The 24,532-nt window shown below is 47.0% G+C and carries 23 protein-coding genes and 1 pseudogene; 16 read left to right on the forward strand and 8 right to left on the reverse strand.

All coding sequences use genetic code 11. The features are described from left to right. The 5 genes and pseudogenes from QUA47_RS17400 to QUA47_RS17420 form a co-directional block, all read left to right on the forward strand. A pseudogene (locus QUA47_RS17400) lies at nucleotides 1-123 on the forward strand (photosystem II q(b) protein); the annotation flags it as partial. Nucleotides 124-409: 286 nt separating this feature from the next. Further along, nucleotides 410-907: a GNAT family N-acetyltransferase gene (locus QUA47_RS17405; protein WP_333431649.1), complete on the forward strand. Its 498-nt coding sequence runs from the start codon at nucleotides 410-412 to the stop codon at nucleotides 905-907. A gap of 20 nt (nucleotides 908-927) precedes the next feature. Continuing rightward, on the forward strand, nucleotides 928-2,136 hold the full coding sequence (cbiE, locus tag QUA47_RS17410; protein ID WP_333431650.1) for a precorrin-6y C5,15-methyltransferase (decarboxylating) subunit CbiE: 1,209 nt from the start codon (nucleotides 928-930) through the stop codon (nucleotides 2,134-2,136). A gap of 163 nt (nucleotides 2,137-2,299) precedes the next feature. Then, nucleotides 2,300-2,995 (forward strand): hypothetical protein, encoded by a 696-nt coding sequence (locus tag QUA47_RS17415; protein WP_333431651.1) that lies wholly within the window; start codon nucleotides 2,300-2,302, stop codon nucleotides 2,993-2,995. Further along, the gene (locus QUA47_RS17420; protein WP_333431652.1) at nucleotides 2,995-4,221 is read left to right on the forward strand and encodes a DNA adenine methylase; all 1,227 of its coding nucleotides are present in this window, start codon (nucleotides 2,995-2,997) and stop codon (nucleotides 4,219-4,221) included. Before QUA47_RS17415 ends, QUA47_RS17420 begins: the two co-directional genes overlap by 1 nt. Nucleotides 4,222-4,354: 133 nt before the next feature. On the opposite strand, the gene cphA is transcribed toward QUA47_RS17420, so the two are convergent. Continuing rightward, nucleotides 4,355-7,075, reverse strand: coding sequence for a cyanophycin synthetase (gene cphA, locus QUA47_RS17425; protein ID WP_333431653.1), 2,721 nt, complete (start codon nucleotides 7,073-7,075; stop codon nucleotides 4,355-4,357). Between the two features lie 338 nt (nucleotides 7,076-7,413). Beyond that, nucleotides 7,414-8,307 carry a cyanophycinase gene (locus tag QUA47_RS17430; RefSeq protein WP_006635870.1) on the reverse strand — a complete coding sequence of 298 codons (894 nt, stop codon included), beginning with the start codon at nucleotides 8,305-8,307 and terminating at the stop codon, nucleotides 7,414-7,416. A gap of 333 nt (nucleotides 8,308-8,640) precedes the next feature. On the opposite strand from QUA47_RS17430, the gene trmD reads away from it, so the two are divergent. Beyond that, entirely contained in the window at nucleotides 8,641-9,336 is a 696-nt protein-coding gene (trmD, locus tag QUA47_RS17435; RefSeq protein WP_333286710.1) for a tRNA (guanosine(37)-N1)-methyltransferase TrmD, read from the forward strand. Nucleotides 9,337-9,383: 47 nt separating this feature from the next. On the opposite strand, the gene QUA47_RS17440 is transcribed toward trmD, so the two are convergent. After that, nucleotides 9,384-9,611 carry a hypothetical protein gene (locus QUA47_RS17440; protein ID WP_333404806.1) on the reverse strand — a complete coding sequence of 76 codons (228 nt, stop codon included), beginning with the start codon at nucleotides 9,609-9,611 and terminating at the stop codon, nucleotides 9,384-9,386. Between the two features lie 280 nt (nucleotides 9,612-9,891). Between QUA47_RS17440 and ispF the strand changes: the two genes are divergently transcribed. From ispF to larB, 5 genes are read left to right on the forward strand one after another with little or no spacing between them, the layout of a single operon-like run. After that, entirely contained in the window at nucleotides 9,892-10,371 is a 480-nt protein-coding gene (ispF, locus tag QUA47_RS17445; RefSeq protein WP_333404804.1) for a 2-C-methyl-D-erythritol 2,4-cyclodiphosphate synthase, read from the forward strand. 44 nt (nucleotides 10,372-10,415) lie between these two features. Then, complete coding sequence (locus QUA47_RS17450; RefSeq protein ID WP_333404802.1) at nucleotides 10,416-10,934, forward strand: hypothetical protein; 519 nt, start codon at nucleotides 10,416-10,418, stop codon at nucleotides 10,932-10,934. A gap of 7 nt (nucleotides 10,935-10,941) precedes the next feature. Then, on the forward strand, nucleotides 10,942-11,514 hold the full coding sequence (locus tag QUA47_RS17455; protein ID WP_333431684.1) for a PIN domain-containing protein: 573 nt from the start codon (nucleotides 10,942-10,944) through the stop codon (nucleotides 11,512-11,514). Between the two features lie 40 nt (nucleotides 11,515-11,554). Then, a complete protein-coding gene (locus QUA47_RS17460; protein WP_445302523.1) occupies nucleotides 11,555-13,315 on the forward strand; it encodes an ABC transporter substrate-binding protein in 1,761 nt (586 codons plus the stop codon). Between the two features lie 35 nt (nucleotides 13,316-13,350). Then, nucleotides 13,351-14,154 (forward strand): nickel pincer cofactor biosynthesis protein LarB, encoded by an 804-nt coding sequence (larB, locus tag QUA47_RS17465; protein ID WP_333431655.1) that lies wholly within the window; start codon nucleotides 13,351-13,353, stop codon nucleotides 14,152-14,154. 368 nt (nucleotides 14,155-14,522) lie between these two features. On the opposite strand, the gene QUA47_RS17470 is transcribed toward larB, so the two are convergent. Beyond that, nucleotides 14,523-15,134 carry a hypothetical protein gene (locus QUA47_RS17470; RefSeq protein ID WP_333431656.1) on the reverse strand — a complete coding sequence of 204 codons (612 nt, stop codon included), beginning with the start codon at nucleotides 15,132-15,134 and terminating at the stop codon, nucleotides 14,523-14,525. A 324-nt stretch (nucleotides 15,135-15,458) separates the two neighbouring features. On the opposite strand from QUA47_RS17470, the gene QUA47_RS17475 reads away from it, so the two are divergent. From QUA47_RS17475 to QUA47_RS17485, 3 genes are all read left to right on the forward strand, one after another. Beyond that, on the forward strand, nucleotides 15,459-15,671 hold the full coding sequence (locus QUA47_RS17475; RefSeq protein WP_190659021.1) for a high light inducible protein: 213 nt from the start codon (nucleotides 15,459-15,461) through the stop codon (nucleotides 15,669-15,671). A 143-nt stretch (nucleotides 15,672-15,814) separates the two neighbouring features. After that, a complete protein-coding gene (gene psbP / locus QUA47_RS17480) occupies nucleotides 15,815-16,354 on the forward strand; it encodes a photosystem II reaction center PsbP (protein WP_190735456.1) in 540 nt (179 codons plus the stop codon). 168 nt (nucleotides 16,355-16,522) lie between these two features. Beyond that, complete coding sequence (locus QUA47_RS17485) at nucleotides 16,523-17,173, forward strand: nucleoside triphosphate pyrophosphatase (protein ID WP_333431657.1); 651 nt, start codon at nucleotides 16,523-16,525, stop codon at nucleotides 17,171-17,173. 161 nt (nucleotides 17,174-17,334) lie between these two features. On the opposite strand, the gene QUA47_RS17490 is transcribed toward QUA47_RS17485, so the two are convergent. Beyond that, nucleotides 17,335-18,249 carry a calcium-binding protein gene (locus tag QUA47_RS17490; RefSeq protein ID WP_333431658.1) on the reverse strand — a complete coding sequence of 305 codons (915 nt, stop codon included), beginning with the start codon at nucleotides 18,247-18,249 and terminating at the stop codon, nucleotides 17,335-17,337. 302 nt (nucleotides 18,250-18,551) lie between these two features. Between QUA47_RS17490 and eno the strand changes: the two genes are divergently transcribed. After that, nucleotides 18,552-19,832 (forward strand): phosphopyruvate hydratase, encoded by a 1,281-nt coding sequence (gene eno / locus QUA47_RS17495; protein ID WP_445243792.1) that lies wholly within the window; start codon nucleotides 18,552-18,554, stop codon nucleotides 19,830-19,832. A 169-nt stretch (nucleotides 19,833-20,001) separates the two neighbouring features. On the opposite strand, the gene argC is transcribed toward eno, so the two are convergent. Beyond that, nucleotides 20,002-21,060 carry an N-acetyl-gamma-glutamyl-phosphate reductase gene (gene argC, locus QUA47_RS17500; protein WP_190659031.1) on the reverse strand — a complete coding sequence of 353 codons (1,059 nt, stop codon included), beginning with the start codon at nucleotides 21,058-21,060 and terminating at the stop codon, nucleotides 20,002-20,004. Between the two features lie 446 nt (nucleotides 21,061-21,506). On the opposite strand from argC, the gene QUA47_RS17505 reads away from it, so the two are divergent. After that, the gene (locus tag QUA47_RS17505) at nucleotides 21,507-22,523 is read left to right on the forward strand and encodes a sulfate/molybdate ABC transporter ATP-binding protein (RefSeq protein WP_333431659.1); all 1,017 of its coding nucleotides are present in this window, start codon (nucleotides 21,507-21,509) and stop codon (nucleotides 22,521-22,523) included. A gap of 120 nt (nucleotides 22,524-22,643) precedes the next feature. Here QUA47_RS17505 and QUA47_RS17510 read toward each other — a convergent pair whose 3' ends face one another. After that, complete coding sequence (locus QUA47_RS17510; RefSeq protein WP_333215100.1) at nucleotides 22,644-22,985, reverse strand: low temperature-induced protein; 342 nt, start codon at nucleotides 22,983-22,985, stop codon at nucleotides 22,644-22,646. Between the two features lie 433 nt (nucleotides 22,986-23,418). Then, the gene (gene hisF, locus QUA47_RS17515; protein ID WP_006635853.1) at nucleotides 23,419-24,210 is read right to left on the reverse strand and encodes an imidazole glycerol phosphate synthase subunit HisF; all 792 of its coding nucleotides are present in this window, start codon (nucleotides 24,208-24,210) and stop codon (nucleotides 23,419-23,421) included. Nucleotides 24,211-24,532 lie beyond the last annotated feature (322 nt).

A 24,532-nucleotide genomic window follows, 5' to 3' on the forward strand; every position in this document is an offset into this window, starting at 1 on the left:
ATCAACCGCGCTAACTTGGGTATGGAAGTAATGCACGAGCGCAACGCTCACAACTTCCCGCTTGACTTGGCTGCTGGCGAAGTCACTCCAGTAGCAATGGTTGCTCCTTCTATCAATGGCTAAATTTTAGTCCTCGATTGACAAAAAGCGCTCCTAGAAATAGGGGCGCTTTTTGTTTGGGGAAAATATTTTTCAGACAGTCATGGACGCATGGATCCGCCGGCGAAGACACCGCAACTACAAAAATAAACAGTTCGCGATCGCACTCCTATCAAAGAAACCGGCTTTTTTACCGAATCTACGGGCTGCAACCCATCTTTTCATAAAAAACCCGGTTTCTGACCACCCGTGCCTCCTGGACTAATATTGATAGGTGCGATCGCCCTTTAATCCAACATAAATAATCCCCATGATATTTGAAACAGAGAGATTAGTTTTGAAACCGATTGGGGAGAGCGACCTCAACACACTTCATAGAATTTTTATCGATGCCTATGTGAGGAGATATCTGTGCGACGGCGAAATCTGGTCGCTACAAAAGGTTGAAGAAATGCTTGCCGAAAACAAAAAGCTGTTTGCCCAAAAGCAATTCGGTATGTGGTTTATCGAAACTAAGAGCGATCGAGAAACTATTGGATTTGTTGGTTTGTGGTATTTTTTTGAAGAAGCACAGCCCCAGTTAGTTTACGCACTGCTGCCCAAAGCACTTAAAAAAGGTTACGCTACTGAAGCATCAACCAAAATATTGGATTATGGTTTTGATGAACTTGGCTTTAATTATCTTGTCGCAAGTTGCGATCGCCCAAACATTGAGTCGCAAAAAGTCGCAGAAAGACTCGGAATGAAACAAGTAGAAGAAAGAATTATGAATGGAAATCCGATATTATTCTTTAGAATTGATAAGTAGTAATTAGCAGTAAGGGCGCAATGCACAAATGGCTTTCGGTGGTGGGGATTGGCGAAGATGGACTTTCGGGGCTCGGCCCGATCGCCTCTACCCTCCTCTCTCGATCTCAAATCGTTGTTGGTGGCGCCCGTCACCTAGCAATGCTACCAACCGACGACACCCGCGAAAAATGGGTTTGGGCATCGCCTTTGCAAGCAACAGTTGACGACATCCTCCGTCGCCGGGGACAGTCTGTGTGCGTGCTAGCAAGCGGTGATCCGATGTGTCACGGCATCGGCGTCACGCTGTCGCGCCAAATTCCCATTTCGGAAATGACTGTGATTCCGGCTGTATCGGCTTTTAGTCTTGCTTGCGCCCGTTTGGGTTGGCCGCTGGCCCAAGTTGAGACTTTCAGTTTGACAAATCGCCCGATCGCATCGATCGCCCTTGCTTTGTCCCCCGGCGCGCGCCTGCTGGTGTTGAGTGCTGACAGGCACACCCCTGGTCTTGTGGCGACAATGTTAACACAGCGGGGGTTTGGCAGCAGTTTGATGACCGTGTTCGAGCGGATGGGATCGGAATCGGAACGGCGGATCGAGCGGGTAGCAGCAGCCTGGAATGAATCGGATTTGGCGGATTTGAACACGATCGCAATCGCAGTTGCAGCCGATCGCGAAGCTGTGATTTTCCCTCGTACCTCGGGTTTGCCGGATGCTGCTTATCGCCACGACGGACAACTTACCAAGCGGGAGGTTCGAGCCGTTACTCTGTCTACGTTAGCTCCGATTCCCGGAGAGTTGCTTTGGGATGTGGGTGCGGGCTGCGGATCGATCGCGATCGAATGGATGCGGAGTCATCCTCGGTGCAGGGCGATCGCGATCGAACGCGATCCGACTCGATTGCAATACATCGCTGAAAATGCCTCGACTTTCGGCGTTCCCGAACTCGAAATCGTTCCGGGAGAAGCGCCGGAAGCCCTGACAAATTTGCGTCAACCGAATGCTATTTTCATCGGCGGCGGTGTCACCACAGAAGCTGTGCTGGAAACTTGCTGGAATGCTTTAGGTGAAGGCGGCCGATTAGTTGTTAATGCGGTGACAGTTGAGAGCGAGTTTAAAGTTTTGCAATGGCACGATCGTTATGGCGGGGAACTAATTAGAATTGGGATTCAGCGAGTAGGGGCGATCGGTTCTTTTCAGGGTTGGAAACCGCTGGCACCAATTATGCAGTGGGCGGCAGTTAAAAGGTAAAAACGGTGAGAAAAATAGTATAATATCAAACATAAAGATATTATCCAGTAATTGCAAAGTAATCGTGACTGAAGAGAACCTATACCTCAAAAGATTCCTAGACCCCGTAAAACTTTGCAGACGGTACAAGCCCAAATTCGGGCTAGGCAATAGAGAGGAAGGATTGGATCTGCCACGGTTCTTATCAATCTACGGAGCCGATCCTTTTTACTCATGGATTGGTCTTGACTCAGATTTGATGTACGCTGCTCACAAAGCCGCTGGTGGCATGACTTCGGTTTATCGACAAATTGGGAAAGGTTGTGAGAATTTATTCAGACAAATAATAATCGATAGAGCAGGATACGAAGATCCCAAATATGCCCTGTGGTCTTACGTTGCGAAGACCAAAAACGACAAGGACAAAACTTTGTCGTTGGATGCTCGGCTAGAACTGAGCGAAATTCAAAATCTTGAGGTTAGAGGAAGAGTTATTCAGTGGATAGCGGACTACAGCAGTTCTCTTAATGTTCCTGCCCCAGCGAAGGGAGCCGTATTTGAAGTTCGGCAGGGATACAAAAGTAAAGACAGCAAGAGACAAAATGCTGACATAGATAATATTGCTGTTGCTTGGGCAAACGGCTACCTGCCAGTCTTTGCAATTTTTTCTTCTCAGATTGATGTCGATTTAGTACTACGCTATCGAAACAGCCGTGGAGGAATCCTGATTGGCACAACATCGGGCAGCAATCAAATTTCGCTGTTTGTTTTTTCCCAGGAAATTTTAGGCTATGATTTGGCAGATTTTTTTCGCCGAAACTCTGAGGTAATCAAAAGCGAAATTTACACCACATTGGCAGTTTTACTAAGTGCAGACTGATGTCATCTACTATTCACCAAAGATCTGACTATACTTTCAAAGCTAATCGCAATCTTGGGCGGCATGGGTGGCTTCGACTTACTCCGGCCTATGGCGTGAAACTTGTGGAAAAGCTTTTGGCTTTTGTTGAGAGAGAGTCAATTATTCTTGACCCTTTCTCTGGTACAGCTACCACAGGACTTGTTGCTGCTCAACAAGGAAACCAAGCATTCGCGTTTGATATCAACCCGTTTCTTATTTGGCTTGGGAACGCTAAATACAGAAACTATGATGAAGACTGCTTAATAGATGTTTTAAAAAAGGTACAACTAGCTTTAGAGGAATATAGAAGTTTAATATCTCAAGACAATTGGACACCACAAATATTTAACATTGAACGTTGGTGGTCTAGTTACACGCTAAAACTTCTTGCCTCATTGCGAATCGCTTTAGTAAACCAATTCGGAGAACCTGAAGATAATGAGGGTTATGATATCGTTTGGATTGCGTTCTGTCGTTTAATAATTGAAACTTCATCAGCAGCTTTTAATCATATTTCCATGTCATTTAATGACACAGTTATTTATCATAAAATTGAAGCCATAGAAGAGCTTTTTTGGGAGATTATAAAATTTATATCGAACTCTGCTGAAAATACTATTATGGGTACTGCTAAGGTGTTGAAAGTAGATGCTCGTAACATAGCTGGTTTAAGTAATATCAAAGTCGATAAAGTGATAACTTCCCCACCTTACCCAAATCGGATCAGCTATATTCGTGAACTTCGTCCATATATGTACTGGACAAAGTTTTTAAACGAAGCAAAAGAAGCAGGTGAGATGGATTGGTTAGCCATTGGTGGAACATGGGGCATTGCAACTAGCCGTCTCAACTCCTGGCAAATACAGGAAAAAAGCCTACCGAAGCAAATATTCTCAACTGTAGAAAACATAAGAATGTCTGGTGGGAAAAATGCACCTCTTTTGGCAACTTACGTCCTAAAATACTTTCATGATATGCACTTACATTTGAGTTCTCTTAGATCTATTTTGGCAGACCATGCGGAACTACACTACATTGTTGGCAATTCAACCTTTTTTGGCAATATGGTTGCTACAGAGGCGTTACTTTCTGAATCTATGCGCCTTCTGGGATACTCAAATATTCACTCTGAAATTATTAGGAAACGGAACTCTAACAAAGCATTGTATGAATATTGTATTTCCGCAACTTGGTCAGTACGTTAATGTAAGCTGATAAATTTGTCTATCGTTTGTTCAATGCAAAAAAAAAACTAAAAAATAGTATTAATTTAAACAAAAATAGGTTGGGTGTCCTAAAAGTTCAACCCAACCTATTAATTAAATGAGACTTAAGAGTTTAGCCTTGATTCACCACAGTCGGTTTTAAACTTTCCTGTGACTTCGATCGATCTAAACCATTTTGAACTTCCACAGATTCCTTAATCGGTTTCCGGGCCTCAATTAAAGTCAAAGCTTTGTTGACACTTTCAGGTAAAATCACTACCAAACTGCCGGCCGGCGCCTCATCTAAAGCCTTGTTAACGGCCGTTGTTTCGTCAAGAATCAACTCGTATTCAACTTGAGATTTCTTTGCGGTTCCTGCAGAAATCGCCTCTGCAATTCCCTGGCAAATTAACTGTGCCACAGCACCGGGTTCTCGCCCACGCCTGTCAATATCTTCTTTGACAATAATGCGATCGAACATCTCGGCCGAAAGTTTGCCCAGGGTGACAAAATCTTCATCTCGCCGGTCTCCGGGGGCGCCGACTACCCCGATCCGCAGTCCCGGCCAATTCAGCACGAAACTGCCCAAAGCTTTGTAGCTGTGGGGGTTGTGGGCGTAGTCCAGCAAAGCGTGATAGTTGCCCAATTTAAACAAATTCATCCTTCCGGGAGTTTGACCGACCGATGCTTGGAAGCTTGACAAAGCCGATCGAATATCTTCTATTTTCAATCCTTGGGCAAAAGCCGCCAAACAAGCTGCTAAAGCATTAGCAATCATAAACGGCGCCCGCCCGCCCATCGTCAGCGGCACGTTCACAGCCTGCTCAATTCTCAGCGTCCAATCGCCTTTCAAAATCGACAAATACCCATTTTCGTAAATCGCTGCCAGCCCGCCCGCAGCGGTATGTTTGGCAACCAGTTCGTTGTCCGGGTTCATCGAAAAATAGGCAATTTGAGCCTTGACACGCTGCGCCATTTTTGATACCAGCGGGTCGTCTGCATTTAAAACTGCATAGCCTTTGGGCATTACCGCCTCGACGAGGACGCTCTTGAGTTTGGCGAGCTGTTCCACGGTGTCGATGTCGCCAATTCCCAAGTGATCTGCCGCGACGTTCAAGACGACGCCCACATCGCACTGATCGAAGCCGAGGCCCGATCGCAAAATTCCGCCTCTAGCCGTTTCCAGCACCGCTACTTCCACCGTTGGGTCAGACAAAATCAATTGAGCACTCTGCGGCCCGGTATTGTCTCCGGTTTCTACCAAATAATCGCCGATGTAAGTGCCGTCGGTAGTCGTGTAGCCGGTAATCTGACCGGTCTGCTTGACAATGTGGGCAAGCAGGCGAGTGGTTGTAGTTTTGCCGTTGGTTCCCGTTACCGCTAAAATCGGCACCCGGCTGGTTGGAGGCGAGGGGAAAAGCATATCGAAGACGGCGCCGGCGACGTTGCGGGGTAAACCCTGACTCGGGGCGACGTGCATTCTGAAACCCGGTGCTGCGTTGACTTCGACGATGACGCCGTTGACATCGCGCAGTGGTTGGGAGATGTCGGGAGTTACTACGTCAATGCCGGCGATGTCCAAACCGATAATTTTGGCGACTCTGGAAAACAGCCAGACGTTTTCTGGGTGGATTTCGTCGGTGCGATCGACTGCAATTCCACCGGTACTCAAGTTTGCTGTCGCCCGCAAAAATACTCTTTCGCCGGCCGGCACTACGGAGTCCATCGCGTATCCTTGTTTTTGCAGCAAATCCAGGCACAATTTGTCGATCGTGATCCGGGTGAGCACGTTGTCGTGTCCGTCTCCTCGCTGCGGGTCGCGGTTTACTTCTTCAATAAGCTGTTCTACTGTAAACTTGCCGTTACCCACGACGTTAGCGGGGACTCGTTCTGCGACTGCTACGACTTGCCCGTTGACTACCAATACTCTGTGGTCGCGGCCGACGTAATAGCGCTCGACTATCACGCTTTTTGTTTTTGATGCCGCGCTGGCTAAGTCGTAAGCTTCTTCTGCTGCTTCCCAGGAATTGATGTCGATCGTAATGCCGCGGCCGTGGTTGCCGTCTAGGGGTTTGAGGACGATCGGATAACCGCCGACATCTTCGATCGCCGCTTGCAGTTCGTCCAAATAATGAATCACCGTTCCTCTGGGAACCGGCACGCCAGCGCTGGCGAGGATATTTTTGGTACCTTCCTTGTCGCAGGCAAGTTCTACCCCCAAAACTCCCGTGCGGTTGCTCAGAGTTGCCTGAATCCGCTTTTGGTGAACCCCATAGCCGAGTTGAATCATAAACCGGGCGTTCAAAGGCATCCAAGGAATGCCGCGAGCTTCTGCTTCCTTGATCAGTGTTTCCGTACTCGGCCCCAGGGCCGCCGACGCAGCAAATTCTCTAAGGTCTCTCAAATCTTGGATTAATTCTGCTGCTGGATAAGAACCAGTAGTGGCAATGCTCTGGCACATCCGCACGCCCGCCCGGGCGGCATAGCGACCTGCTTGTTCGTTTTGATACTCAATTACTACTTGGTAAATGCCTGGGGTCGCAGTCTCGCGGGTACGACCGAACCCGACCGGCATTCCTGCCATTTCCTGAAGTTCTAGGGCGACGTGTTCGATTACGTGTCCCAACATTGTGCCTTCTCTGACCCGTTGCAGGAATCCTCCCTGATGGCCTGGAGAACAGTGATGGTCGTTCAAACTCGGAAGTGCGGCGATCAACCCTTCGTAGAAGCCAGGAATTTCAGATGTGGTTTTATCTGCCCACTCCTCTAAATCCAAACGCATCAGGACGAGTTTGTGGCGTCGGATGCTCCAGTAGTTGGGGCCGCGTAAGGTCTGGATTTTAAGTATTTTCATGGTAGTTAGAGGGGTATGGGGCGCGAAATCTTATAGATAATTGGAGCATTTATTCAATTTCGATCTAGATTGCTCGCTCGACTGTTCGCAGCGAACAGTTTGGGAGTGAATTTCCAGTTATGGGCTACCCAATTGAAAATTCATGCCCCTGCGAGCAGCTAAAAACAAGTACAGATCCATGGCTAGCAAAAACTCAAAGCCCGAAGTTAGAATTTTCTGTGATTCTGCCTCCTGGCGTCAGCCCGTGGCTGCTTCGGAATCTATTCTATTGTTGTATCCATGATTCGGCCGGAATGCCGCCTAATTTCTGCCGAATCAATGACAAGAGATGTTCTGCGTTAGTTGGCTGTGCGGCATTCGGGGGGCCAGCCAGACTCGGAACAGGCTCCCGATGGCATTGGTTTGCCTAGGGGCATATTGTAGCAATCTCCGTGACACAGAACGTGCAAGCGCATATTGAACAGACTTAAGGGTTCTGTCGCTCCTACCAGAGACTCATTGGTATAAAAATTTTCCCTAGAATCAACAATAGTCACAGTGCCTTTACCGAGAACTTTCATAGTATCGTCTCCCTCAAACAAGGCGCAGGTGTCTTCGTCAATACCAATAGCGATGCGATCGGGATGGCAAGCCACAGCCGACAGCAAGCGAGCCATCCGGTTGCGGTTGTGAAAATGCTGGTCTACGATGAGCTCAGGAATAATGTTAAGTCCGTTTGCCATGTCTACTAAAGATCGGTTCGGTGACGCCCCACTCCCGCCGCCTGCAATCATGTGATATCCCATCACCGCAGCACCCGCGCTCGTACCGGCGAGGGTAATTTTGCCTTCGAGAGTTTCTTTGCGAATTTTCTCCATCAGCGGGGTGTCCGCCAGCAGCCCGCAGAGCCTCAGTTGGTCGCCGCCTGTGATGAATACGCCCGTACAATCTTCTAAGTAATCTTTCCAGACGGGGTTTTCGGCTTGTTCGCGTTCGCGGATGTCCACTACTTTGACGGCACTAACGCCCATTTCGTCAAATATGGTGCGGTAACGGTTGCTAATTCCTTCGGGATCTCGCGAAGCACACGGAATGATCGCCAGCCGAGCATTTGCACCCCCAGCACGGCAAAAAAAGGTGTTCAGAATCTCTCGCCCGTGAACTTTGTCTTCGGCTCCCCCGATGACCATAATCGAGGTTTTTGTGCGCTGGGGAATATTGTGTTCGAGGGCTTGAGATGTCAACTGCTGCATGGTGTGTCTTCCTCTGTTGGATGTGAAATTCAATTTTGCCGTTGCTGTGCGTACAATAGGGCTTTTTAAGAATAAATTTTTGTTTGTGCGAGTGACGTGCGATCGCCGATCGCGCTATCCCGCAATTGTTTGGCGGCGAGTTTGCTTGCAGTCGCTGTCATGAAAAACTGATTTATTGTTGTACAAAACGGGCCCGCCGACAAAGGAAGAGAATTCAACTTGCAAAAATTTTCAGAAATTATAAGAAATTATAAAGAATAAAGCAATTACTGAAAACTGAACTCCCCCTAAGGGTCAAACTAGAGATGATGTATCAATAAAATTCCAATAATTGTGCGCTTTGACGTAGTTACCTTATTTCCAGAATTTTTCCGGGCTCCCCTAGAGTCGGGACTGATGGGCAAAGCCTTAGCTAAAAAGATTGCTGAGGTGAATTTTGTCAATCCCCGCGATTTTACCACAGACAAGCACCAGCGAGTTGATGATGAGCCTTACGGAGGCGGAGTGGGGATGCTGATGAAACCGGAACCGATTTTTGCTGCGGTGGAGTCGCTGCCGGTTTTGCCGCGGCGGGAGGTGATTTTGCTGACTCCCCAGGGGGAACCGATGCAGCAGGGGATGTTTCGGGAGTTGGCGGCCGATCGCGATCAGTTGGTGTTGATTTGCGGTCATTATGAGGGTGTGGACGATCGAGTCTTGCATTTGGTAACTCGCGAGGTGTCTTTGGGGGATTTTGTACTCACGGGGGGCGAAATTCCGGCTTTGGCTTTGATTAATGGGGTTTTGCGATTGCTCCGGGGAACGGTGGCGAAGGAAGATTCCCTAAAGTTTGAGAGTTTTGAAGACGGACTTTTGGATTATCCGCAGTACACTCGACCGGCGGATTTTCGGGGATTGAAGGTGCCCGACGTGTTGCTGTCTGGTAATCACGCAGAAATTGCTCGCTGGCGCAAGCAACAGCAAATTGAAAGAACTCGATCGCGCCGGCTGGATTTGTACGATCGGTGGTTGGAGGACAGGGGAGAATAGGAGAAGGGAGAAAGGAGAAGTTATCCCATATGATTTATCGGGCAAACTCATAGCCCAATTTTAGCGGCAACGGCGATTGTTGTAACACTTCTGCTGATTGAAGCTTTCAAACCTTCAGCAGCTAAAAGCTGTTTTAGTCGAGCAGTCTCAGATTTAGTTCGGATAAAAACAGAACCAGGTCTCTTCTTTTTTAGCTTTATAGCTTCAGGTAAGGACAACGACATAGCCTCACGCAGAATTGTTGTTACAACTGTTGCACGTTGTTCTTTTTCCAATACAATCAAGTTCCAAGTCCCTTCTTTTGCTAGAATCTCTTCTCTTATTTCGTCAGGTATAGTATGAGTATCATCTAACTCGATTGCCTCCCCACAATGAGAGCAGCTATAAGATAGATGCCAAACAAGTTTTTTGCAAAGAGAGACTGACCAACCAACATCTGTATGTCTTGGTCACAATTCCCACACAGTCCGTAAATCATGACCATACTTTTTCACCTATCTCCCCGCAAATATGAAATAATTGTTTTTTGCTATACTTCCAAAACCTCAATTTTACATGAACATCCGCATCGGCAACGGCTACGACATTCACTGCTTAGTTCCAGAACGCCCCCTCATCCTCGGCGGCGTGCACATTCCCCACGAATTAGGCTTATTAGGACACAGCGACGCCGACGTACTTACCCACGCTATCATGGATGCCATGCTCGGAGCTCTCAGCTTAGGAGATATCGGGCTGTATTTCCCGCCAACTGACCCGAAATGGAAAGGTGCTGATAGTCTCGTACTGCTGGCACAAGTGAATCAGTTAATATTAGATAAAGGCTGGGAAATCGGCAATATTGATTCGGTGGTGGTGGCAGAACGTCCAAAGCTGAAACCGCATATTGAGCAAATGCGCGATCGGCTTTCTGCTGTCCTACAATTAAAACCCGACCAAATCGGCATCAAAGCTACTACAAACGAAAAATTAGGGCCTGTGGGGAGAGAAGAAGGAATTGCAGCCTATGCTGTAGTTTTGTTAGGGCTAAAATAGTTGTCAGATTCTAAGGATTTTCAACCCATTTAGGAGTCAAATCTATGCTCGCCGAAAACTTGGAAATCACCACACCGATTGAGGTTGATATCATTGCTCTAGATAAGGACGATCGGGTTGTCGTGCTAATCGAAGTCAAAATTATTCAAGCTCAAGAAACAGCACCAAAGCAGAGGATTGCTGATTACAGGATATCTTGGATGAAAGCTGTGTTAGCAAAGATATCCAAGCAACGCACCATAATTCCCTATGCTATGTTTGTTGACACCGAACAAATTCTGATTTTCAAATGGGACGGAGTAAAGTTATCTGGACCTGTTTGTTCTCTAAACACTGGTGAAATACTTTGCCATTATGAGCCTGAATTTGGCAACAAACGGATATTTAAGCGATACCTAACTAGACTGGTTGAAGCATGGCTGCGCGACTTAGCTTATAATTGGAAGTCTGAAATTCCAACCGCATCAGAACAGATAGCAAAAATCGGCTTGCTACCACTGCTAGCAGGTGGGACGACAAAATCTGGGGTAGAAATTGGTGGCAATTTTATATATCGAGACTAACTTTCTGATGAGCATTGCTACGGGACGCGACCCTGACGCTAACAACTTGTTGGTGAGTGTACCGACATCAGTCAGCATAGCCATACCAAGTATTTGCTGCATGGAATCACTTTCGGCTTTAGAAGACGAAATCAAGCGACGCAACCGTTTTTTAGGTGAAATGGAAAAACAAATTAGTCAGCTAAAGCGAGATAAAACTTCACCCTCTGCCCAGTCTCTTGTCTTCCACTTAGAGCAATCACTCAATGAAAATGAGGCTCTGATAAATGATATTAATGCGCGTCTTTTTGCAGCTCTTGATTTGTTAGCCACAAAGATAGAAATGATTCCCTTAACAGCAGGCACACTTCAAGCAAGTTTGAATTCAATTTTTATTGAAGAAGACCCGACAGACAATTTGATTCTACACTGCATTTTGAGTCACGCACACTTACATCCTAATGAAGTCAAGGTATTTTTGAGTAATAATACAAAAGAATTTGGTCTGGCCAAAGTTCGAGATGCTTTGCGGGAAGTAGGGATAACCAAGTATTTTTCGCGCACTGAAGACTTTATTGGTTGGTTACAATCTCAGTCATAGTTGCACGCAGGTGGTAAACTAAAAAATTATGAAAATTTCTATGATCATACATTCAAGACTGCGCTGGCTGGCGATTTTACTGGTGGCAATTGCCACTATAACTCTGTCTGCGTGCACTCCAGCCCGATCGAACTTAGTAAACAGGCTCATCGTTCCCACCCCCAGCGGCCCGGGCACCTTTAACTACCCGCTAAATCAATCTGCATACAGCGTCTTTGGCTATATGTACGAGGGATTGATTAACGAAAACGGCTTGACCTCGGAGTTAGAACCCGGTTTAGCCGAGTCCTGGGAAGTTTCTAAAGATGGCAAAAAGATTGTCTTCACCCTACGAGAGGGTTTGAAATGGTCGGACGGCGAACCGATGACTACTGATGACATTATCTTCAGCTATGAAAAGATTTATTTCAATGAGAAAATTCCTAGCGGCTTGAAAGATAATCTGAGGGTTGGCATGAGTCGCGAATACCCAAAAGTTAAAAAAATTGACAGCCGCCGCGTTGAATTTTCCGTTGCAGAACCCTTTGCTCCATTTGTTAGATATGCTGGGGGAATCCCGATTTTACCAGCTCATATTTTACAGGAAGCTGTCGAAAATACAGATGCAGACGGCAACCCTAAATTCCTGGCTACTTGGGGCACGGATACTGACCCTAAAAAAATTGTCGGAAATGGTCAGTACCGAATGCTGAGCTATACTCCAAATCAGCGCGTTGTTTTAGAACGAAATCCATATTTCTGGCGCAAAGATGCTGAGGAAAATGCCCAGCCTTACATCCAGCAAATTGTTTGGCAAATTATCGAAAATACTGACAATCAACTGCTGAATTTTCGCTCGGGCGATTTGGATACTCTGAACGTGGAGCCGGAAGTATTTCCACTGCTGAAACGGGAGGAAAAACGCGGCAAATATACGGTCTTCAACGGCGGCCCGGATACTGGCAGCGTCTTTATGTCTTTCAATCTGAATAAGGGGCGCAATGCTCAAAATCAGCCGTTTGTAGACCCAATTAAATCTCGGTGGTTCGCGAGTAAAGAATTTCGGCAGGCGATCGCCTACGGCATCAATCGATCCGCTATGACTAACAATATTTATCGCGGACTTGGCGCGCCGCTGCATTCCCCAATTCCGGCCCAAAGCCCGTTCTACCTGTCCCCAGAACAGGGATTGACAACTTACAGTTACGAGCCGCAAAAATCGAAAGAGTTACTGTTAAGTGCTGGTTTCAAGTATAATAGTAACGACGAATTGTTGGATGCTGAAGGCAACAAGGTGCGATTTACTTTATTGATGGCTGCGGGTAAAAAAGTTCGGGAACAAATGGCAACGCAAATTAAGCAAGACTTGGGCAAACTGGGAATGCAAATTGATACGCAGTTCCTGAGTTTTAACACTTATGTGGAAAAGCTGCGGTTGACGCGCAATTGGGATACTTACCTCGGCGGTTTTACGGGAGGTACTGAACCGCACAGCGGCTACAATATTTGGTCTGTTAACGGCACGCTGCACAGTTTCAACCAGGGCCCGCAAGCCGGAGAACCGCCGATTAAGGGCTGGAAAGTTGACGACTGGGAGCAGAAAATCGATGACCTTTACGTGAAAGCTTCCCAGGAGCTTGATGAGGCGAAGCGCAAGGAAATTTATGGCGAGACGCAGCGGATTATAGCCGAACAAGTGCCGTTTATCTATATGGTGAATCCGCTGACTTTTGAGGCGGTGCGCGATCGCGTTTCGGGAATTCGCTACAGTGCCCTCGGCGGTGCTTTCTGGAATTTGTACGAGTTGAAAATAACAGAATAGTCAGCAGTTATTAGTCATTAGTCAGTCATTAATTAATGGAACCTAAAATTTTACAGAACTTACTCGAATCTGTGGCTGCCGGCGATATTAGCCCGATCGCCGCTTTGAATAAATTAAAGCATTTTGACTTTGAACAAGTCGGCGATTTTGCCAAAATTGACCACCACCGTACTTTAAGAACGGGTTTTCCTGAAGTAATTTGGGGCCCGGGGAAAACGCCCGACCAAATTGTTGATATTATCGAGGCGATGCGCGGGCGAAATTCTGCGGTGATGGCGACACGAATCGAACCGGAAGTTTTCCAGCAATTGCAACAAAAAATACCCGATTTGTGCTACTACCAAAAAGCTCGAATTTGTGCAATTTCTCCTAATTCCCCAACTCCGCAGCATCCGGGTACTGTGACTATTATCAGTGCGGGAACGGCGGATTTGCCTGTAGCGGAAGAGGCGGCAATTACTGCGGAACTTTGCGGTTTTCAGGTGCGACGTTTGTGGGATGTCGGAGTTGCCGGCATTCACCGCTTGCTGAGCAACCGGCACGTTATTGCCGATGCTGATGTATTGATTGCGGTGGCGGGCATGGAAGGCGCTTTGGCGAGTGTGGTTGCGGGTTTGGCAGATTGTCCGGTGATTGCTGTGCCGACAAGTGTGGGTTACGGCGCGAGTTTTGGCGGGATTGCTCCTCTTTTAACTATGCTCAATTCTTGTGCGGCTGGTGTGGGTGTGGTGAATATTGATAATGGGTTTGGGGCGGCGATTTTGGCTTGTCAAATTCTGAGAACTGCTGGGAAAGTGGATAGAAGAAGAGAGGGGGAGAATGGGAGAGAGGGGGAATAGTTAGAAACCCCCTCGATCAGATAAGACTAAAGCCAACTGTCACACGACGATCGATTTTTAGGGTGCATCTTGCACCATTCTCAAGAACAGGCAAGATGCCTGTTCCACAAAGAGTGAGTTTTCTTGTGGGGTGGGCATCCTGCCCGCCCCTAAAAAACCTAATTGAAAATGGTGCAACATCTCAGGTGCGTCAGACTCCGTTATTGAAATATTATTGAAGATTTCCGGTAGTAGAGCACCTTACTATATATGCCAGTGGCCTCCAGGACAGCCAGACTCGGCGGTTGAAACCGCGTTTACACTTCCCTCTCGTCCCAGCAGAGGACGACTAAAAAATACAGGAGGTATTATTGAAGCCGGGTTTGATATTACTTGCTTGCCAGCCAAATCGGATAAGCAGAAGAATCCTCAGCTTTTAACTTTTGCGCCTGATAACTCTTGCTAGTCCAACTAGCTACTGTTTGCAGGCTTTCTGTCAAACAACTTTCGCTGCCAAACGCTTCAAATCCCAAAGTCCACCAGGCGCTGCCGTTAATATTCAACTGAGTAAGTTCCACGGTGCAACCTTGGGGAATTGGGGCTTCCACAGGCACAGACATCGGAACACCGGGGGCCGAAACTTGATAAAGACGCTGCGCTCGCTTTTTCTTGACTGCCACCCACTTTCCTGTCGCCAAAATATCCGCCGGTATCGGCGCCATCGTGTCCGCACAAACCCACTTCAGCCACTTTTCGGCTTTGCCTTCCCAGCGATTGGCGAACTGCATCGTCCCTAACTCTGCCTGACGCCACTTTACCTCCAAGGTTTTCCCACGCAGCTTCACTCCCAAGTAGTCGCAGTTAGGTACTAACAAATATATGTCTTCCCGCTCTTCGGGAGGCGAAAGATACGCGCCGAGACTCTCGCTTCCAAACCATTGATTGAGCGATTTTGGCAGTGCACCGCTATAAAACCACCGCATTTCCAGACTGGCCCGCATAAATTTTTCCTCCGTTCCACAATTTTCGTCAAACCCAGACTGGATTTGCCATACACCATCGACTTTTGTGCCTCTTCACTCTATCCTCCCCCCTCTGGGGCCCAGAGTCTACCCACAGTCATACCATTTTAGATTTTAGATTTTAGATTTTAGATTGGGGAAAGACTGATTTTATAAGGGTTTAGAGCTTGCCTACATTTGCATTTTTTTTTAAACTGGTGTCAGATCGAGGTATTTAAAAAAATTTCTCACAATCCTTTACATATCTTCACAAGTCTGTTACATTTATTTACAGTACACTAAAAACCATTTAGGAAAAAAAAGATGAGTAACAGAGGCTTAATGCTGGACGACCAAGGCAAAATGAACAATTTTGCGATCGAGCCGCAAGTATACGTCGATGACGAACCCCGCACCGGCTTCACTCCCTACGCCGAACGCTTAAACGGCCGCCTTGCCATGATTGGCTTTGTTTCTCTCTTGGCTTTAGAAGTTTCGACCAAGCACGGGCTGATTAGCTGGCTGACTCACCTGTAATGATTTTGTTAACAATTAAACTATATGGCTATGGATCGCTGGCGATACACAAACAGCGATCCATAGCTTAACTATTTTGAGGGGCAAGGTTTGGTGAGACAATTAAAATTAAATATTTTTGTTTTACCCTACTCGTAAAAAGAATGCTCAAACGAATTGCGGCAATACTTCTGGTGGTTCTAAGCCTCACTTTGACCGGTTGTGTGTCTAAAGTCACCGGACTCAAAAGCTACGTTGATACTGGCGACGGCTATCAATTTCTCTATCCTAACGGCTGGCTGCCGATCGCGGTTTCTAACGGGCCCGATGTGGTGTTGCGCGATTTGATTCAGCAAACCGAGAACGTCAGCGTGGTAATCAGCCCAGTTCCGAAGGACAAAACTCTGGCTGATTTGGGAACACCGACGGATGTGGGATACAAGCTCAGCAAAAGTGCGATCGCCCCGAGTGATTCGGGCCGCGAAGCTGAATTAGTCAATGCTGAATCTCGCGAATCGCGATCGAAAAACTATTACATTTTAGAATATGCCGTCAAGCTTCCAAACCAAGAACGCCACAACTTAGCGAGTGTAGCCGTCAGCCGCGGCAAACTTTTTACTCTTAACGTTTCCACTACCGAAGAACGCTGGCCCAAGGTAAAAGAAGCTTTTGAGAAAGTTGTTAAATCTTTCTCTGTTTATTAGGGAATTGGGAATTGGGCATGGGGCATGGGGCATTGTTAACTGTTGACTGTTGACTGTTCGCTGTTGACTGTTGACTGTTCGCTGGAAACCTCACCACAGTTAACTGACAACTGACAAGTGTCAACTGTCAACTGTCAACTGTCAACTGTCAACTGAACTTCTTAACTTATGAAAATTCCAACTTTTGTATTAGCTTCAGCTTCTCCAGCGCGCCGTCGCCTGCTAGAAAATGCCGGCATTCAAGCTGTGATTTGCCCCAGCGACTTTGATGAAGCGCAAATACAAATGAGGGATGCCAATAATTTAGTGCAGGTTTTAGCAGAGGGAAAAGCTGAGGCTGTAGCTAAGTTTTTACTGGCTAATTCTCACCCGCAAATCCCTAATCCCAAATCTTGTTTGGTTTTGGGATGCGATTCAATTTTGCTCATAGATGGCGAAATTCACGGCAAACCCAAGGATGCGGAAGAAGCAATCTCGCGCTGGCAGAAAATGCGCGGTAAGGTGGGCGAACTGTATACGGGTCATGCTTTAATTGATACTAGATTCGATGACTTTGGTGAGGCTAGGTCGCGATCGCTCATTCGCTGTCAAGTTACAAAAGTTCATTTTGCGGAAGTTACCTCGCGCCAAATAGCGGCTTACGTCGCTACCGGAGAGCCCCTCGCCTGTGCAGGCTGTTTTGCACTCGAAGGTAAAGGCGGCCTTTTTGTCGAAAAAATCGAAGGATGTCACACAAATGTGATTGGTTTGAGCTTACCTCTGCTGCGGCAAATGCTCACCGAAATGGGATATGATGTGGCGGATTTCTGGCAATCTTAAATATTGTTGAATTTATGTCAGGAATCGGGAGGCAGAGCCTCGCTTATATGCCTACCCAGGCAGAGCCTGGGAACGAGGATTGAGAGCCTTGTTGTTGTCGGATGGGCGTTTCGTTCCGCCCCTCCGTGCTATGCAGATTAGCCTAGCCCAGCAGTTGGTAATTATCCTAGAGCGATCGTCCCATCAGATACAGATATAAACTGAAGTTGATCCGGGGAAACATCCTTCACCAAACCCAAGATATTGCCGCTGCTAGCTTCCCGAATCACCGTCGCCTTAGTATCCAGCAATCTCAACTCCAGAGTTCGAGGCTGTCCCGGAGGAAAAGGGCCGTTGCTCTCGTAATCTCTGGCATCACCAATTGTCAAAAACCTTTCGCTCAAAACAATATCATTTCGCGTCAGTCCTCCCGCCAATCCAATTACATCACCTTGAGCCGGATTGTAATCGAGAATAAAATCAGCCGGCACTTCATCTACATCAAAATTGGCACTAGGAGGCGGTTGAAGCGAACCAATCTCCCCCGAAGTTGCTCCCACTTCTGTGCGGAGGACAAACATATCTGCGCCTTCACTTCCCCAAAGTCTATCAATTCCAGCATCACCGATTAGAGTATCATTCCCACTCTCTCCTACTAAAGCATCATTCCCTTTACCACCGCGAATAAAGTCATTAGCCGTGCCTCCATAAACGTAGTCATCACCTTGATCTCCGCTGACAAAATCGCTGCCGCATTCTCCATAAAGAATGTCAAAATCTTGGCCGCCGCGAATAGTATCGCTGCCGCAACCTCCGATTAAAGTATCTCTGCCACTGTTACCGTTCATCAGTTCCGCACCACCGGAACCTCTGACAAAATCGTTACCATCTAAAGCCCGCAAACCTCCGGGAGTATTCCGCAGAATTCCATTTGCTAATTGAAATGCGTCGTCATTGGAAGTTAAGTCAAAAAAGTTGGGGTCGCTGCCTGGATTTGGCAGTGGCGCTGTGAGCAATTTGATGTTTGGGGGATCGGCAATAATTGGGTCTGAATTTTCAGCTAATGCTCTAATTTCTCCGAGATTTGTTTCTAACATCTTAAGTTTCTCCTTTTTTGATTGACTTTGTTGATATTCTGATTTTAACAAAGGTTCCAATTAAGAAATCTGCGGGAATCTGGGGTTAAAACAATCAAATTATTGTCAAAATTGCCGGAGGTCTTTAGTCAACAAGCATAGCTTATTGACACCCATCTGCTCGTCCCCATCCGCAAATATTTTGAACTGTGTACCAATAATTCAGGGGATCGCGTACTCTATTACCCGTCAGCAGTCAGCGTGGGAAAACCCAGAGACTGCTAATTGTCATGAAACCTTGAGTTAAGTCCGGAATAATTAATATGCTAGACACTGCGATCGAATCTATTCAAGCCAGAGAAATCCTCGACTCCCGTGGCCGCCCCACCATTGAAGCTGAAGTTTACCTAGCCAACGGTGTTGTGGGGCTCGCACAAGTCCCCAGCGGTGCCTCTACAGGCTCTTTTGAAGCCCACGAACTCCGCGATGATGACAAAACCCGTTACGGCGGCAAAGGAGTCCTAAAAGCCGTTGCTAACGTCGAGCACAAAATTGCCCCCGCTTTGGCTAATCTCGATGCGATCGACCAAGCACTGGTAGACAAAACCATGATTGACTTGGACGGTTCCCCCAACAAATCCCACCTCGGCGCAAATGCCATTCTCGGAGTCTCCTTAGCCACAGCAAAGGCGGCCGCCGAGACTTTAGGACTCCCCCTTTACCGCTACTTGGGCGGGCCCTTGGCGAACGTTTTGCCAGTACCACTGATGAACGTGATCAACGGGGGATCTCACGCTAACAATAATGTGGACATTCAAGAATTTATGATTGTCCCTGTGGGTGCGCCCTCTTTTAAAGAAGCTTTACGCTGGGGTGCAGAGGTATTTGAATCCTTGAGTAAAGTCTTAAAAGCTGAGGGTTTGCTGACTGGTGTGGGTGATGAAGGCGGTTTTGCGCCTAATCTTAAATCCAATCAAGCAGCTTTGGATTTGTTGATTGCAGCTATTGAAAAAGCTGGCTACAAACCGGGTGAACAAGTTGCTTTGGCTTTGGATGTTGCTGCTAGCGAATTTTACAAAGATGGGCAGTATACTTACGACGGCGTGGCTCATTCGCCAGCAGAATTAATCGATTATTTGGATGGTTTGGTGAGTCAATATCCCATTGTTTCGATTGAAGATGGTTTGCACGAAGACGATTGGGACAGTTGGGTAGCACTGACGCAGAAAATGGGCAGCAAAGTTCAGTTGGTAGGTGACGATTTGTTTGTTACTAATCGCACGCGGCTGCAAAAAGGAATTGATTTGAAAGCTAGCAATTCGATTTTGATTAAGCTGAATCAAATTGGTTCTTTGACAGAGACTTTGGATACGATCGACCTGGGCAAACGGAACAGCTATCGATCGATCATCAGCCACCGTTCCGGTGAAACTGAAGATACCACCATTGCCGATTTAGCCGTAGCGACTCGCGCCGGTCAAATCAAGACTGGTTCTTTGTGTCGCAGCGAACGAGTTGCTAAATATAACCGTTTATTGCGGATTGAGGATGAATTGGGCGATCGGGCAATTTATGCTGGGTCGATCGGTTACGGGCCTAAATAACACTTGGTAATCGCTAATCCTCGTTCCCAGGCTCTGCCTGGGGAGGCAGATCCGGAGGCTCTGCCTCCAATTTTCCTCGGGTCTTCGAGGCTCTTCCTCTGGATATCGGTTCCCAGGCAGAGCCCGGGAACCAGTTAACCAGTTAAATCTGGATATTACCGCTCCTCAATTAAGGATAGAAAGCCAATTGTGGCAAACCCAAAGTTTCTTCCCAGCCCATCATCAAGTTCATGCACTGGATGCCTTGACCGGCTTGTCCCTTAATTAAATTGTCGATCGCCGAGAGCACAATCACTCTGTCAGTACGCGGATCGACTTCGATGCCGATATAACAAAGATTCGTGCCGCAAGCCCATTTTGTTTGCGGGTAAACTCCAGCCGGCAACACTTTTACCCAAGGACAATTGCGGTAAAAAGCGCTGAAAATCGTGATTAAATCTTCTCGCACCAAACCCGGATCGCGCAAAGTTGCGTAAACAGTCGCCAGAATTCCGCGCACCATCGGAATTAGGTGGGGAGTAAACTGAACTTTAATATCGTGTCCCGCTAAATCGCTGCAAATTTGCTCGATTTCTGGCGTGTGGCGGTGGCGGCCAACGCCGTAAGCGCCCAGAGAACCCTCTGCTTCAGCCAACAAGAGATTAACTTCGGCTTTGCGGCCCCCTCCCGAAGTACCGGATTTGGCGTCGATAATGGCTGTTTCTGGCACAATGAGACCTTGTTTGAGCAAAGGTGCCAGGGCCAATAAACTAGCAGTGACGTAGCAGCCGGCACAGCCTACTAACTGAGCGTCTTTAATTCGATCGCGATACAATTCTGGCAAACCGTAAACAGCCGTTGCAGCCACTGAGGAGTCCGATCGCTCGCCCCCGTACCAAGCTTTGTAAGTTTCCTGATTTTCAAATCTGTAGTCAGCCGATAAATCCAAGACTTTGCAGCCTTTTTCGAGCAGCGTCGGTGCCATTTTGCAAGCTAAACCGTTCGGCAGCGACAGAAACACAACTTCACATTTGGCCGCTATTTTGTCTAGGTCGATCGCCTCCACTGTCAAGTCAGTGCAGTTAGTCAAATGCGGATAAAGGCTGGAAAAAGGTTTTCCCGCACTGCTATCCCCGCCCAAATAAACTACTTCAGCCGCCGGGTGGTCCGCCAGCAGTCGCACAAGTTGCACGCCGCCGTACCCTGAAGCGCCGATAATTCCTACAGGCACACGTCCAACATCTCCCATTTTCCTTTATCCCCTCAGCCGTTGAAGTCAAAAACGCTTGAACTTTTGCTGCATTGTAGTACCAAACGCCAACTTTGGTGGCAAAGAATTGTATTGTTTTGTGTTGGAGGTGCATTTTTGTTAATTTTCGGCTGTTTAACCCCGCCCAAAAACGGATACAAAGCCCCGACTCCTTTGCTGGAGAACCCAAAATTTTAGACCAAAGTTCCATCTTCCAGATTCCAAGCTGCAAGTAAATCTAAAATCTAAAATCTAAAATCTAAAATCGACTGACCGATCGCCAAAACCATAAAATTAACAAACGGATGTGCGATCGTGGTATAAAAAAACTTACTTTAACCCATCCCCAAACCGGAGATTAACATTTTTCCCTTTTGCCTCTTGTCTCTTGCTTCTTTCCTCTTGCTTGTTCCCTCTTCCGTCTTCCCTCTTCCTTCTTCCTACCTATGGGCATAGTTGTAGAAAACGTATCAAAACAGTTTGGCAGTTTCCAAGCACTCGATCGAGTCAGCTTAGAAATTGAATCGGGTTCCCTAGTCGCATTGCTGGGCCCGTCTGGTTCCGGCAAGTCTACACTGCTGCGGCTGATTGCCGGTTTAGAAATGCCCGACTCTGGCAAAATCTGGCTAACAGGCCAAGATGCCACGAATACTAGCGTCCAAGACCGCAAAATTGGGTTCGTGTTTCAGCACTACGCGCTATTCAAGCACATGACAGTGCGAAAAAACATCGCTTTCGGGATGCAAATTCAGAAAACACCGCCCGCGAAAGTCAAATCGCGGGTAGAAGAATTGTTGAATTTAGTGCAATTGGCAGGATTGGGCGATAGATACCCGTCGCAACTTTCAGGAGGCCAGCGGCAGCGGGTGGCCCTCGCCAGAGCCCTGGCTGTGGAACCGAAAGTGTTACTGCTAGACGAACCTTTTGGAGCTCTCGATGCCAAAGTTCGCAAAGATTTGCGTGCTTGGTTGCGGCGACTGCACGACGAAGTTCACGTTACCACCGTCTTTGTGACGCACGATCAAGAAGAAGCGATGGAAGTTGCCGATCACATTACAGTAATGAATAAAGGTAAAATCGAACAAGTCGGCACACCGGCAGAAATTTACGACCATCCCGCTAGTGCTTTCGTAATGAGTTTTATCGGTCCAGTCAATGTATTGCCCAGCAGTTCAAGGATGTTTCAAGCCAACGGCTTTGACTCAGCCAACCCGGAGATTTTCTTGCGCCCTCACGACGTAGTAATTGAAACTACAGAAAATAGTGCAACAGTGCCTGCAAGAATCAGTCGCTTGATTCATTTGGGATGGGAAATACAGGTAGAATTAACCTTAGATGACGGTCAAGTAGTAAACGCTAATTTGACTAGAGAAAGATTCGATAGCTTGCTCTTGGAGCCCCAGCAAAGAGTGTTCGTAAAGCCGAAAGGTGCCAAGTCGTTTCCACTTTTTTATTCAATCTGATATCAATTCTGAAAACTAGAGATAAATTTAGATTGGATACGACATTTCAAGGGACACGGCACCGCGCCGTGTCCCTAATCTTTTATACTGACAAGTGTCCGCTGACTACTGCGCGCTAAGTTAGTCTTTAATTTTGCTGACAGCTTTTTTGACTTGTTGCTCAAAGGATGTAGCTTCTGTATTGGAAGGATTTTTCATTTTTTCAAGATCAGCGTCTCCCTGAACTTCGTTCGGTCCTTTGCTGGCTTTTTCTTGAGTTTCTTCCAAGGACATTGGTTTTTTCAGGACAATTTCTTGAGATTCTTTTTCAATCCCTAAAAGTTTGTCTTCACCTTTGGTGGGGCTGCTGGTAACGGCAAAAGCGGGGAAAGCATTAGAAACAAACATCAAGGCACAAAAACAAACAGCTATTAAAGTGCGAACTAAACGCTTAGCAGGGAAGTTAAAGCTGATAAAAGACATACAAAATTTCTCCGTTTTTAGTAGTTTTGATCGCTAAGATTGTTAACAGGCTGAAACTCACTCATATTCTGCACAATCTTTAACTCAAGTTTGAGAAAAGCAACCGTTGCTTTCTTTCAAATTGAGCTAACATATAATATTTAGCTGAAAAAGTGGGTATTTGAAATCCTTCTCAGGGAATATTTCTAGATGACAGGCGTCGGTTGCCCCAAGACATTTATGTAGAAGGCACTTGTGTAGAATCAAAAAAATTCTCTATAAGTGCCTTCGGAGGCGCCTCACATAGCGGTATCAATGTCAGTAACTGGTTCGATCGTGGGGTGGGGGCGGGTTTATTTAGCCTGGTTGCAATGTGAGAGGGCGCTTGAGTGAACCCGCAGAGCGGTTTGTTGAAAATGTTGCAAGATATGAGATGCGCCCGACTATCCACTGACTAATGACTAATAACTAATGGCTGCTGCTGTCGCACGGGAACTTGACATTTTGCTAGATAAGTTTTAATTTCTCCTACACTGAGTTGCCCGTAATGCAGCAGGGAAGCCAGCAGTGCAGCTTCTGCTTTGCCCTCAGTCACGGCTTCGTAGATGTGGTGGCAGTTGCCGGCGCCGCCGGAAGCAATGACGGGAATTTCGACAATTTCGGCAATGCTTCGAGTTAATTCCAAATCGTAACCGGCTTGAGTGCCGTCCGAGTCCATGCTTGTCACCAGAATTTCGCCCGCGCCGCGCTGTTCGGCTTCTTTGGCCCAGGCGATGGCATCTTTTCCGGTATTTTCTCGCCCTCCGCGCACGTACACGTCCCAACCAGGATTATCTGCGTCTTGCCGTTTGCGAGCGTCGATCGCCACTACAATGCACTGATTACCAAATCGATCGCTGGCTTTGTCAATTAAACTCGGATCGCGCACCGCCGCCGAATTAATACTCACCTTGTCTGCGCCCGCCCTCAATAAACTTTTAATTGTGTCTAAAGATTGGATACCGCCGCCCACCGTCAAAGGGATAAATACGCGATCGGCCGTTCGGTACACCACATCGATCATAATATTCCGGTCTTCGTGAGTCGCTGTAATGTCCAGAAACACCAACTCGTCAGCACCCGCATCATTGTAAACCTGAGCCATTTCTACCGGATCGCCAGCATCCTGAAGATTGACAAAATTGACACCTTTGACCACGCGACCGGCTTTCACATCCAGACAAGGTAAAATTCTTTTCGACAACATACAATTCTCTTCCAATTTAACTTACTCGGCGGGAAGTGCCCCGCTATAACTGTACTCTTCTTAGCGGTGGGATGAAAGCCAGGGTTGTTTTTTGCCGTCCAGCTTGTGGTCTTCACTCCTAGCTGGAGAACGAGTTGGACAGGCAAGAAATAACCAATCTCTCAGTTATCACAAGACGGTTACAATAAATAAAATTCGTTTTAAAAATTTGATAAATCATCATAACTGCCCCAACGATTGCCACAAACAAGCAGTCAAAAGCGAGATCTAGGGCATTTAGCACCTACTCTAGCATAGAGGATTTTTAATCTTAGTGGTTTCC

The sequence above is a fragment of the Microcoleus sp. MON2_D5 genome (assembly GCF_036701905.1).
Lineage (GTDB): Bacteria > Cyanobacteriota > Cyanobacteriia > Cyanobacteriales > Microcoleaceae > Microcoleus.